The sequence below is a fragment of the Gemmata obscuriglobus genome, from assembly GCF_008065095.1.
Lineage (GTDB): Bacteria > Planctomycetota > Planctomycetia > Gemmatales > Gemmataceae > Gemmata > Gemmata obscuriglobus.
Window position 1 is genome coordinate 4,004,978 of sequence record NZ_CP042911.1, and the last position, 12,196, is coordinate 4,017,173.

Below are 12,196 nucleotides of genomic sequence, written 5' to 3' on the forward strand. Positions count from 1 at the left end.
GATGGGGAAGGCCAACTCACGTGTGAATCTCTGCACGCCGAACGCCTTACGGCATCACCACGGGTATCGGCGGCGGAAGGTGTTGAAGAAGAAGGCGATGGGCCGGCACCCGGACCGCAACGTGCAGTTCGAGAACATTGCCCGGTTGAAGGGCGAGTACTTGGCGGCGGGTCGGCCGGTGCTCTCGATCGACACGAAACGCCACGTCCAGAACCCCGTTCATGGCCTCGATGTGCCAGTGCCTCCGGATGTAACCGGCCAACTCGGCCGCGCCGACCCGCAGGCTACTCAGGTCGTCGTGGGCGGTGCTCTCGTTGGCCTTCCCCTTCACCTGCCGGTCCCGGCACACCCGCGACGCTCCCGACATCCGCCCAACCCGCCGGCAGCCCGTCCGGGTTCTGCACCACCGTCACGTTCCGCTCCTCGTGCCGCCCTGCGCGTCGGTCACCGACGTGTGCCCGTCGCACCCGGCGAACTCCGCTTCGCCCGCCCGGTCGAACACCCCGGCGATGGCGTTCCGCAGGGTCGGCTGGTTCCCCTTGACGCACACCACGTACTCCCCGCCCCGCTCCCGGATCACCTCCAGCGTCTCGGTCTGGCACCCGGCGGCGTCTCGCGTCACCACCGCCCCCGTCCGGTCTCGGGTAGCCAGCAGATCGCGGAACGTGACGATCTCGTGCGACCCGTCCGGCACGGCCCGCTAGCCGAGGATCAGGCGGCTCTCGACGGCCCACGCCTCGACCCGATGCAGGCACCCGGTGAACGTGCCCTTCGCGGACCGGCGGGCGCTCTTCCCATCGACCGCGACGTGGGTCGGGCCGTCGATGTCGGGGCGGGTCAACCCGGTTGCCTCGCCGACCGCGGCCACCCACCGGGCGAACCGATCGGCGAACGCGTCGGGGTCGAGCGTAGTGAACACCCGGTAGAAGGTGTCGTGGCTCGCAATGCCGTTCTTGAGTTCCAGGAACTGGCGGAAGAAGGGCTCCTTGGAACGGCCGTACTCGGCGATGTCCTCCCAGCTCTCGGCCCCGGCGATCACGGCACAGGTGGCGATGGTCAGGATGTCGGCCAACGTGTGGATCTTGTTGGCCGTCTCCGCCCGCGGGTCCGGCAGGTCCGCGAACACGCTCGTCAGGGTCAGGGTCATCGGCTCCTCCTGGACCCCGTGATACGCACAAACACTTAACCGGCCACTACTTCATAGTGCGTGAGCCCTGGCCAAGCACCTCACGCGCCCGGGCACGACCGCTTTCGGTAAGTTTCAGTCCCCCGTCGGCACACACCACAAAGCCGTTCCGCGCCGCCCGCGCCACCACCACTGCCGTCTGCTGTGGGCTCCAGTGCAAGTGCGTGTGCAGACTCGCCGCGCGGGACTCCTCAATTTCCTCTGGCGTACCCTCATGCTGGGCAAGGTGAACCGCCAGCATCAGTTCGTGAAACGCTCGCTTCTGTCGAACCCGCTCCACCGCTTGCGCGACCAGCCCGCGCCGGGGCGCAACCAGAAAAACAATCGCGAAAAGGCCCCCCAGCGCCACAGCGACCGCTCCGGCCGTGGTTGTGTTGAGCGTGTCGGCCGCGGCCGTACCAACGAAGGCCGCGACCACCCCGAACAGCGCCGCGAGCGCTAACATCACCGCGAGTCGGTCTGTCAGTAGAAACGCAGCGGCGGCCGGCACAACGAAGAAGCCCACCACCAACACCGGGCCGACCGCGTCGAACGCGGCTACCGCCGTGACCGACACCACAACCATCAAGGAGTAGTGAATCACCACCGGCCGAAACCCGATTGACGCCGCGAGACCGGGGTCGAAGGTGGTGAGTTTCAGTTCCTTGAAGAACAGTGTTGCGAGCAGAACATTCAGTGCGAGCACTGCTCCCAGAATCCACACGGGCGAGATCGCAAAGTCGAACGCATTCCAGCGCGGGTCGCGGGCCGCTTCCGGTTGGCCGAGCAGCACCTGATCGACATCAAGGTGAACGTTCTTGACACTCACGCTCACCATCAGCACGCCCGCGGCGAACAGCGCCGCGAACACCAACCCGAGGGCCGCATCGGCCTTCACGCGCCCGCTCTTCTCAAGTGCCTCCACCAGCACGACCGCGAGTACCCCGGCGGCGGCTGCGCCGAACAGCAGCCACGGGGAGCCCAGGTCGCGGACCGTGAAATACGCGAGCACGATGCCGAACAGCAGGACGTGGCCGATGGCGTCACTGGTCATGGCACTGCGGCGCAGCACCAGGAACGCGCCCGGCAGTGCGCACGCCGCCGCGACCACGGCCAGCACCAGACTCAGCTCGACGACGGGGCTCATTGCAACCGCCAAGAAAAACGGCTGTTGGGCCGAACGCTAAACGGCGCCGGAAGCGGGTGCGTCGGGGCGGACGAACGTCCAGACCCAACCGCGGCCCGTTCCGAACATCAGCGACACAACAACGAGGGCCGTGGCGCACAGAACGATTGTCGGCCCCGTGGGCACCGAGCCCGCTTTCGGAAACTGGTAACTGAGAAGGTGACTGGCGACCGTTCCCCCCGCACCGGCCAACGCACCGAAGAGGCCCGCGAGCACCACCACCCGACCCAGGTTGTCGCTCCACTGCCGAGCGGCCACACACGGCGCGATCAGCAGCGCGGTCATGAGTACGACGCCGACCGCCTTCAGACCGATCACCACCGCGATCACCGTGAGTGTGGTGAGCAGCAGTTCCACCGTCCGGACCGGCACACCGAGACCGGTCGCGAACGCGGGGTCGAAGCTGACCACTTTGAACTGTTTCCAGAACAGGGCCAGGAGCGCCAGAGCCCCCAGCCCGAACCCTCCAATGAGCCACAAGTCCGGCACGCCCACCAGCGCCGCCTGACCGAACAGGTAGCGCTCCAGCGGCGTGAGCGCCGCGCCGCGCACGTTCCGCTGGATGTAGGTGAACAGCACCAGCCCGAGCCCGAAGAACACCGCGAGCACGCCCGCCAGGGCCGAGTCGAACGGCACCCGCGAGCGCTTCGTGATCTGCGCGACGATCAGCATCGCGAGCCACCCCGCCGCGGCCCCGCCCGCGACGAGCGCGAGCGGCGCCCGCCCGCCGAGCAGGAACGCCGCCGCGACCCCGGGGAGAGCCGCGTGCGCCACCGCGTCGCCCTGAAGGCTCTGCCGGCGCAACACCGCGAACGACCCCACGGCGCCGGCAGTCAAGCCGAGCGCCGCGGTGCCGGCGGCCGGCACCCACAGCGCCGAGGTGTTCAGTTGGTCGAGAAGTTGGGCCGTGGTCATGGGTCCTGTGCCGGCGGGGCCGGCTCCTCGCCCAGGCGTTGTAGGTACTCTGGCTCCCACGACGCCTGCTCGTCCACCGGTTCAACGTGGATCGTGATCGCGAGTTCCGCGATCGCGCCCACCAGCGCCGCTTCGAGTTCGGTCGCGAGGTGGTGCCCCTCGCGCACCGACAGGTCGCCGTTGACGAGCAGGTGGAACTCGATGAACCGCCGCGCGCCAGACAGCCGCGTGCGCAGGAGGTGAAACGTCGCCCCTTCGGGCAGGTTGGCGCGGATCAGTTCGCGCACCCGAGCCCGCTCGTCCTCCGGGATCGCGTGGTCCATGAGCCCGTCGAACGATCGGCGGATCAGCCCCAAGCCGATCCAGGTGATGTGCCCGCCCATCACAATCGCGAGTGCCGAGTCGAAGAACGTGAACCCCGTGAGGTACACCAGCGCGAGGCCGACCAGCACGCCGGCGGACGTCCACACGTCGGCCATCAGGTGCTGCCCATCAGCCTCCATTACGATCGACTTGTGAAGGCGGCCGTAGTGGAGGAGCACCCGGGCGACAGCGAAGTTCACAACGGAGGCCGCGAGCGCCAACGTGCTTCCCAGTGCCAGTGCGTTGAGCGGTTCTGGGAAAATAAGCCGCTGAACGCCGTACACCGCTGCCCCTACCCCCGCAAGGACGATGAGCACGCCTTCGAGCCCGCTGGAAAAGAACTCGATCTTCTCGTGCCCGTAGGTGTGGGACGGGTCGGCGGGGCGAGAAGCGTACCACAGAGCAAAGTACGCCGTGACCGCGGCCAGCAGGTTTACGACCGACTCGAGGGCGTCGGTGAGCAACCCGACAGACCCGGTCAGCGCATAGGCGGACCCCTTCATGCCGATGGTGACGGCGGCCGCGACGATCGAAAGGGCTACCGGCCAGCGGAGCCGCGCAAGAGGTTCCATCAGCTCCCTGTCTCAGGGCGGAAAATCCAAATTTGTAAGTCATTAGGCCGGAAGGGCCGTCGACAGTTTACCACTCCAACTCCCCGCAATGTGACTCCAAGAAGTTCGCGCCACATCTCGGCAGCGGGGGGGGCGTCACGCACTCGCCCCTACAGTAAAACCGCGGGCCAATCAAACGGGACGCAAGCGGGGGCTCAACAAGACAGTACGGCTCAATAATCAGATGGCACCGCCAGCACCCGCGGCCGGTCAGCAGAACCGCGGCTGGAGTTTCGGCTTGCGATTCGTGGGCAGCACCACCCATGCGAACCGTCAGCGAAGTGCCAGTTGGGCGGCAGCTATCGAACCACTCAAGGGGTAGCGAACATACCAGCGGGAGCCGGGTCGCGCCAACCAGCTCCCACCTTTTCCTAAACTATCGCGCAAGTGGAACAGTGCCGACCCGTCCGGCCGGAACCGCTGGGCACCGCAACCGCCTCAAGTCGAGGGCGAACGCACCCGCGTTGTGTGGCCTTCGGAGTTGAGCTGTCCGATCGGGGGTCACTTGTTCCGCCCCGTCAGCTCACCAATGCGCTTCTCGGCCTGCTTGATGTGATCGGGGTTTGTGTCGTGCTCCACAACCGCGCGGTACAGGTCCACGGCCTTCGTCCGCTCGTTCAGTTGCCGGTCGTAGAGCAGTGCCGCACGCAGCCGGGCATCGGTGCGCGATCCCCGCACCCACTGGAACGAGCGCTCGAAGTATTTGGCGGAGCGGTCGTACTGCTTGTAAGCGCGGCTCTCGTAAATGTCCCCAAGCTGATACGCCACGTCCCCGATCTTGTCCGAGTTCGGGTACTTGTCGAGTACCTCGCGGAGTAACAGCTCTGCGCGGCGCATGTTGAGCACGTACTCATCGCCGATACCCCGCCCCTTGTACTCCATCGCGGTCTTGTAAAGCTCGTTCGCCTCACGCACGTTGACACGGGCTTCCAGGGTCGCGGGCGGGACGTCCTTGACCTCGAGGTTGTACGACGGCTTCCACATCAAGTGGTAGGACATCAGCTCGCGCTCGGCCCACATGAGCCGCTGCTTGTCGCCAACCTTGGTGTAGTGCTCGTGCAGCGCTTTTAGGCTGTTCTCGTACTCTTTGCGGGCGGAAATGTGGCGTTCGACCAGTTGCGCGTCGCTGCCCGCGGCCGCCGACGGGCCGTCGCCGGGCGGCAGCGGGGCGCTCGCTTTCCCGGGTTCGGTGAGCGGCTTGCTCGGCTGGTCCGCGGCGGCCCACCCGACCGCCGCCACGCCTGCACCAACTAGGGCCAGCAGGGTCGCGCGCATGTTTCCCCCATCGTGTCGGCTTTAAGCGGAGCGAGGAGCAAGGGACGCGCTTCACTCCTCACACTCGGCCACTCATTTCTGCTCGCCCTTCGGTGGTTCTTGCGGCGCGGGGCCGATGCGGGAGTCGCCCGGGTTCGACGCGCCCGGGTTCGACCCGCTCGGAGTCGCGGCGCCACCCGGGTACGGTGTGTGCGACCCGCTCAACCGCTGATCCGGGCGACCGAAGATCATCCGCCCCGCCGCGGTGTTCAGCACGCTGGTCACCACGATCGCGATCTCTTGGCCGATCAGCGCCCGTCCCTGCTCGATCACCACCATCGTGCCGTCGTCGAGATACCCGACTCCCTGGCCGATTTGGTCCCCGGCCTTCACCACCCGCACCTGCATGTACTCGCCCGGGATGGCGACCGTCTTTAGAGCGTTGGCGATCTCGTTCAGGTTGATGACATCCACGCCCTGGAGCTGCGCCACCTTGTTAAGGTTGAAGTCGTTGGTGACGACGCGGGCGTTGAGCGACTTCGCCAGAATCACCAAGCGTTCGTCCACTTTGATCCGCTCGCCGGTGCGCAGCTCCGGCACGTTGCCGTCGTGCATCTGCAGGTCGACCTTCTGGTTGCCCTGCAGTCGCTTCAACACGTCCAAGCCGCGCCGCCCACGGTTACGCTTCATCTTGTCGGAACTGTCGGCAATGGCCTGCAGCTCCTGCAGCACGAACCGCGGCACGATGAGCCGGGTGTCGATCAGTCGAGTATCGCACACGTCGGCGATGCGCCCATCAATGATTACGCTAGTGTCCAGCACCAGCGGCCGCCCACCCTTCACCTGTTTGGAAAATTCGACATAAGGGATAATGAACCGAAACTCGTCCTTGGTCTGCAAAAACGTTGAAATCGTCACATAGCAACACACCACTGTGAGCAGCACGCGGCCGAGGAGGATCAGCGGCGACGCCTCGCCGAACGTGGACGCGAGCACCGGGACCAGTGCGATGGAGAACAGGTATCCGAGCAGCAGCCCGAGGAGCAGTCCGAAATACACCGCGGAAATGGTGGTAATCTGCTTCTGCCGTTCCCGCACGTCGGTGAGCAGTACGACGCCACTGACCGTGAGCACCGCGAGCGGCGCGACGATCGCGCCGGGAATGTTCTTTTCCTCAACGAGAAAAGCCGACGAGAGGGCCGCCATCCCCACAACGAGGACGGCATACGCGATGCGAAGCAGCAGGAGCAACATGTGTAACCAGAGGACAGAGTACGATGGGGCTGAGGGCGACCGCTCGGAACCGATGAACAGAAATGTGACCCGAACGCACTTTCTGTCTCTTGCACCCGAGCTTCCGCTCTCCGCTCCTAATTTTACAGTTCGATGGAAGGCAAAAACAGGCGCCGGTATTCGAGTTGGGCGAACCGATCGGTCATGCCGGCGAGGTAATCGCCGACCACGCGCTCCAGGCAGTCCAGCCGCGTGCGGGCAGTCGTGACCCATCCGTGCGGGGGCGGGCCGATCAGCGCCTCGGCCCCGGTCCAGCGTCGCAGGTGCTTCTCCGGCAGCAGTGCCGGCGCCCGCACGTACTCCGCGAACAGCGATTCCAGAATCCGCTTCCCGTTGGCGGTCATCCGCAGCACCCGGTGGTGCTTGTAGACGCGGTTCCGCAAGAACCGCTCCAACCCCGCCTTGAGCCGGCGCACTTCCGGGGTAAACCCGACAAGCGGCTCCCGCGCGGCGCGAACGTCGTCCACGCACTTTACGTCAGCGGCCGCCAGCCGGTTCGCCGTCTCTTCGAGCAGATCCGCGACCTGCCACGCCAGCAACTCCCGCACCACCGCGATGCGAAGCGGGGCGTCGGAGAGGCCGGGCGTGTGCGAGTGGACCCGCTCGGTCGCCCGCGCCCAGAACTCGATCCGGCGCAGCTCGTCGAGCGTGATGAAGCCGAGCCCGAGCGCGTCGTCGGTGTCGTGTGTGTCGTAGGCTATGGAATCAACCACGTCCGCGATCTGCGCTTCGAGGAGCGGTCGCCCCACGTCCCGGAACTCGGCGCACTCCGGCGCGTCGAGACGCCCGCAGTGCTGGACGAACGCCTCGCGCACTTCGAACGACAGATTCAGCCCCGGGAACTGCGGGTACCGCTCTTCCAGCTCATCAACTCGGCGCAACCCGAACAGGTTGTGATCGAAGCCGCCATACGACTTGAGGCACTCGTCGAGTGCGTCCTCGCCCGCGTGCCCGAACGGGGGGTGGCCGATGTCGTGGGCGAGCGCGATCACTTCCGCGAGGTCTTCGTTCAGCCGAAGGCGCCGCGCGACGGTCCGGGCGAGTTGGGTCACCTCCAGCGTGTGGGTGAGCCGGGTGCGGTGGTGGTCGTTGACGCTCGCGACGAGTACCTGCGTCTTGCCGGTCATCCGGCGGAACGCGGTACAGTGGACAATACGCTCCCGGTCCCGCTGGTAGAGCGAGCGGAACGGGTGATCGTCCTCAGGGTGCCGACGGCCCCGGCTGGCCCGCGAGGGCATCGCGTAGGGAGCGAGCCATTCGTCCTCGAACGTGAGCCAGTCGTCGGTGGTGATCGGAGAAGACATTACCGCAGAATACCACATGCCCCGTGTGTGGGCTATCCGCAGCGGGCACTCACATCAGTCGTCGTCACCGTCGCCGCCGTTGAATTCGTCCCATTCGGCCGGACGGTGCGTCTCGGGCGCGCGGGTGAGGAATGGTTCCGCATCGTCCGGTCCGACCTCGATAATGCAAAGGCCGAAATCGTCGTAAGGCGCCCCGCCCTCTCCGAAGAATACAACGCGGTGTGTGAGCGTCCCGATGTCCGGCCCACCGGACCACCCGTCGGCAAGTCGGGGCCAAACCTCAAGCCCCTGTTGTCCGATGGCGCCCGCGATACCGTTCAGGGCCTCAGCCGGCGTCGCGCCAAACGACTCGTAGAACTCGATCCATCGCACCAACGCGCCTGCGAGCGACCGGGCGGCGCCCGCGAACCGCCACTCCCCGATACGCGGCTCCACGGCAAGCATGACAAACGCCAAGAACGTCCCGGGCACGTCCGGAGCCGGATCCGCGAGCAACGCGAGCGCGTCGGCCCGCGAAAGAGGCACCGGCTTCGGATAGGCAGCCGGGTCGTTCATTGCGCAACCTCGGCCGAAGGAGACAGCGTGACTGCCCGGCGCTCGCGGCTCGACTGGTAAATCGCGCTGAACAGTTCCACCACGGCCCGCCCGGCTTCGCCGGTCACGAGCGGCGGTCGCCCCTCGCGCACCGCCAGAACGAAGTCGCGAATCTGCAGCGCGTGGTAATGAACCGTTGCGTTCACACTCGCAAACCGTTCGCGGTCCTCCGCCTGAAACGCCGTCAGCAAGCCTTCCTCGCCCGGCACGGTCCACAGATCAGTCAGCGGCGGCTCGGCGATCGTCGACACACCGGCAATGAACGTCGCCCCGCGATCCGTCTCCACCCCCACCGACGCGCCACTTGTGCCGTGAATGTGAACCTTCGTGTAAATACCCGGCTTCTGCGACAAACTGGTGATGATCGTACCCACCCCGCCGTTCCGAAACCGGATCGACGCGACCGCGGTATCGTCCACCTCTACGGTCGGGTGGTTCAGGTTCGCCCAGTACCCCGTCACCTCCGCCGCCGGCCCCATCAGCCACAAAAGGATGTCGAGTTGGTGCGGCGACTGGTTGACGAGAACGCCACCGCCTTCCGTGTCCCATTTGCCGCGCCACGGGTCAGAGCGGTAGTACGCCGCGTCGCGCCAACTGTATTGGACGAACACGCCCAGCGCCGGTGCGCCGATCTTACCCGCGTCGATCGCGCGCTTCATGCGCTGAACGGGTTCGTAGAACCGCCGCTGGCTGATGGCGCCAAGTGTCACGCCTCTCTTACGCGCCGCGGCCAGCATCGCGTCGCAGTCGGCGAGGCTCGCGGCGAGCGGTTTCTCGACCAATACGTGCGCGCCGGCTTCCGCGGCACGAATCGCGGCCTCTGCGTGCAGCGGGTGCGGCGTCCCGATGATGACCGCGTCCGGGCGAACGTCGCGGAGCATTGCGCCGAGGTCGGAAAACGGCCGAGCGCCGTACTTCTCGGCGAACGCCCCGGCGCGGTCCGGGCTCACATCGCAGGCGGCGATGAACTCCGCTTCGGGAATCGTTTTGAGGGCTGCCGCGTGGATGCCCGCAACTTTTCCGCAACCGATCAGGGCGACTCGAAGAGGGTTCATGCTCGAAATATCTCAAAACAGAAGGCAAAATGACCACAAAAAAGCACAAAGGGCACAAAAGCAAACCAAGACCCAGAAGCCACAGATGCACACAGACGACACGAATAAACACAAGAAAGCAGATCTAGTTGTTCTTGGTTCTGATCGGCATTCTTTGTGTTGATCCGTGGCTTCTGGGTCTTGGTTTGCTTTTGTGTCCTTTGTGCTTTTTTGTGGCCATTCTTCTTAGATTTATGGGAAATACTGCGCCGTGACCCGGCGCAAGAACGCCAGCGACTCGGCCATTTCGTCCATCCCGTTCATCCCGTCCTCGATACTAACCCACCCCTGATAGTTGTGTTCCGCCAGGATGCGGAAGATGGTTTCGAAGTCGTTCAGCCCCTTCCCTGTCACGCCGTGGCGCAGCTTGTCGAAGTAACCGATGGTGCCGTCTGTCTGGCGCAGGTCGTCGAGCGTGGCACCGTCCGCCAAGTAACGGTCGCTCGCGTGCATGCTGACGACGCGGTCGGCAACGGCCTTCAGGAGTTCCACGGGGTCGTCACCGGCCACGATCGCGTTGGACGGGTCGTACTGCACGCCGAAATGCGTGCGGTCCGGGATCGCGTTGACAAGTTCAAGGAACACGTCCTTCTTTTGCGCGAACTCGGGGTACTTCCAGAACCCGTCCTTATAGTGGTTCTCCAACCCCAGAATCACGTCGCACTCGCGCGCAACCGGCAGCACCGCGTTGATGCACTCGATCACCCACGCGAGCCCTTGAGCGCGTGAAACCTCCGGATAGCGGGGGCCGCTCAGCACCCGACACACGGCCCGCGGACCGCCGAGCCGGCGCGTCACCCGCACCATCTCGACCTCTTTCTCGATCGCACGCTTGCGGGCATCCGGGTCGGGGTTGGTGAAGTCCGGGGAGCAGCACAGCATCGGCATCGTACGCCCCGTCCGGGCGATGGCCTCACCGACGGAATCCAGGTAACCGGGCTCAAGAGAGGTGAAGAAGCCCTCGTACATTTCGAGGCCGTCACAGTCGAGTGTGCGGGCCGCCTCGATCCACTCGAAGACGGTCATCGTGCGCGTGCCAGCGATGGCATCCAGGTAGCACTTCGGGAACGCGGAGATGCGAAGCGGCATAAGTTCGTCTGTTTCGCGTTGCAAGGCTCAGGCAATAGTCGCCGCCAAACAAATCACAAACGCAATCGCAGAATCATGTTGCGGAAAATCAACCAGATCGATCTGGACCTGATCTTTGTTCGTCCGGGAGCATTCTCCCGGTTTTAAGGGCGCGATTCGGTGGTAGCAACGCGACCGCGAACGGGTAGCGAACCGGTAGTGCAGCGTCCGCGGGTGTCCCGTTGTGCCCCCAGCAGCACCTCAACTGGGCTGCTGTAACCCCCGTTACAGCGCCGCGGGCGAGGGCGAACGGCGCCCCCGCCGCGGCGGCTCATCTGCCAAGCAGATGGCACCGCGACCGTGTCCAGTCGTTTCCAGTCGGTGACGTGTGTGCCCCCGCCTGCTGACGCAGGTAGGTTTAGCCTCGGCGTGCTCCGGTTTCCCACGCGATCGCCAAGACCGCGCGAACTGGAAACTACGGGGGGTCGATGTGACGCCGCCTCCGGTGAAAGATGGCGGGATGTCGAGCGCGCCGTTCGGTGTTGAGTCCCCGACGCACTCAACACCCGCTCCGCTAGGCAGTTCACTTCTTGAATTCGCTGTCGTCGAGCTTTTCGAAATACTTGGTTTCGGTGATTTCGGCGTCCAGGAACGCTTTGCCGTCGCGCTTCACAACGATCTTCCGCGGGGCCAGCACCCCGTCCTTGTTCTTCGCGTAGTCGGACGGGAGCCGCTCCTCGGTGACCTCGTTGCCGGTGGCCTGGTCGGTGGTGCGGAACTCCAGTTTCGCGAGCAGCCCGGTCTCCTTGTCGAAGTACAAGCTCACGTCCTTCTGCCCTTTCTTCGCGACCCGCACGCCCACCACCTTCTTGTCCCCGACCTTGTCCTCGCCGATGGTGCTCAGCTCGAACGCCTTGTCTTTGAGGTTCACCAGCCGCGCCGCCTCCATCACGTTCGCCATGTCCGCGACCGCGTCCTTCACCTTGTCGGTCTGATCGATGGCATTCCCGTTCACCTCGAGCGTCACCTTGTCGCCGTTGATGATGGTCAGCACGTTGATCGTCTGCCCCATCACCTTCAGCTCCATTTGGTCCTTGAACTTGTTCGGGAGCATGTACATGACGTCCTGGCTGTAGTCCACCTCCCCCACCCCGGGCAGGTCGAGCTTGCCCTTCGATTTGGTCTGCCCGGCCTTCTGCTTGGTAAGCAGTTCCTCGCCGCCGTGCGCCTTGATCGCTTTCGCGATCACGTCCTTCGGCTCGTCCGCGGCCCGTGCCGCCGGTGCGAGCGCGATCACCAGGGCAGCCACAGACATGACGGCCATTGAGCGAAACATGCGAGCCTCCGTT

General features: G+C 65.2%; 12 protein-coding genes and 1 pseudogene. 1 reads left to right on the forward strand and 12 read right to left on the reverse strand.

Going from position 1 to position 12,196, the window contains the following annotated elements:
- Position 1 precedes the first annotated feature (1 nt).
- Positions 2 to 148: pseudogene (locus GobsT_RS16670) on the forward strand (ISAzo13 family transposase); the annotation flags it as partial.
- A 261-nt stretch (positions 149 to 409) separates the two neighbouring features.
- On the opposite strand, the gene GobsT_RS16675 reads toward GobsT_RS16670, so the two are convergent.
- The 12 genes from GobsT_RS16675 to GobsT_RS16730 form a co-directional block, all read right to left on the reverse strand.
- A complete protein-coding gene (locus tag GobsT_RS16675; RefSeq protein WP_010038926.1) occupies positions 410 to 694 on the reverse strand; it encodes a transposase in 285 nt (94 codons plus the stop codon).
- Positions 695 to 700: 6 nt separating this feature from the next.
- Positions 701 to 1,147 (reverse strand): ISAs1 family transposase, encoded by a 447-nt coding sequence (locus GobsT_RS16680; protein ID WP_010038927.1) that lies wholly within the window; start codon positions 1,145 to 1,147, stop codon positions 701 to 703.
- A 46-nt stretch (positions 1,148 to 1,193) separates the two neighbouring features.
- On the reverse strand, positions 1,194 to 2,312 hold the full coding sequence (locus tag GobsT_RS16685; protein WP_010038931.1) for a metal ABC transporter permease: 1,119 nt from the start codon (positions 2,310 to 2,312) through the stop codon (positions 1,194 to 1,196).
- Positions 2,313 to 2,348: 36 nt separating this feature from the next.
- Positions 2,349 to 3,266 (reverse strand): metal ABC transporter permease, encoded by a 918-nt coding sequence (locus GobsT_RS16690; protein ID WP_010038933.1) that lies wholly within the window; start codon positions 3,264 to 3,266, stop codon positions 2,349 to 2,351.
- Positions 3,263 to 4,201, reverse strand: a complete 939-nt coding sequence (locus tag GobsT_RS16695) for a cation diffusion facilitator family transporter (protein ID WP_010038935.1) — start codon at positions 4,199 to 4,201, stop codon at positions 3,263 to 3,265. Before GobsT_RS16695 ends, GobsT_RS16690 begins: the two co-directional genes overlap by 4 nt.
- A 540-nt stretch (positions 4,202 to 4,741) precedes the next feature.
- Complete coding sequence (locus GobsT_RS16700) at positions 4,742 to 5,515, reverse strand: tetratricopeptide repeat protein (RefSeq protein WP_010038937.1); 774 nt, start codon at positions 5,513 to 5,515, stop codon at positions 4,742 to 4,744.
- A gap of 72 nt (positions 5,516 to 5,587) precedes the next feature.
- The gene (locus GobsT_RS16705) at positions 5,588 to 6,748 is read right to left on the reverse strand and encodes a PIN/TRAM domain-containing protein (protein ID WP_010038940.1); all 1,161 of its coding nucleotides are present in this window, start codon (positions 6,746 to 6,748) and stop codon (positions 5,588 to 5,590) included.
- Between the two features lie 122 nt (positions 6,749 to 6,870).
- A complete protein-coding gene (locus tag GobsT_RS16710; protein WP_063744589.1) occupies positions 6,871 to 8,091 on the reverse strand; it encodes a deoxyguanosinetriphosphate triphosphohydrolase in 1,221 nt (406 codons plus the stop codon).
- A gap of 54 nt (positions 8,092 to 8,145) precedes the next feature.
- Positions 8,146 to 8,646, reverse strand: a complete 501-nt coding sequence (locus GobsT_RS16715) for a hypothetical protein (RefSeq protein ID WP_010038944.1) — start codon at positions 8,644 to 8,646, stop codon at positions 8,146 to 8,148.
- A complete protein-coding gene (locus tag GobsT_RS16720; protein ID WP_010038945.1) occupies positions 8,643 to 9,740 on the reverse strand; it encodes a Gfo/Idh/MocA family protein in 1,098 nt (365 codons plus the stop codon). The genes GobsT_RS16715 and GobsT_RS16720 overlap by 4 nt, the downstream gene beginning before the upstream one ends.
- 231 nt (positions 9,741 to 9,971) lie before the next feature.
- Positions 9,972 to 10,868, reverse strand: coding sequence for a sugar phosphate isomerase/epimerase family protein (locus GobsT_RS16725; protein WP_010038947.1), 897 nt, complete (start codon positions 10,866 to 10,868; stop codon positions 9,972 to 9,974).
- 562 nt (positions 10,869 to 11,430) lie between these two features.
- A complete protein-coding gene (locus tag GobsT_RS16730; RefSeq protein ID WP_148087767.1) occupies positions 11,431 to 12,183 on the reverse strand; it encodes a hypothetical protein in 753 nt (250 codons plus the stop codon).
- Between the last annotated feature and the right edge of the window lie 13 nt (positions 12,184 to 12,196).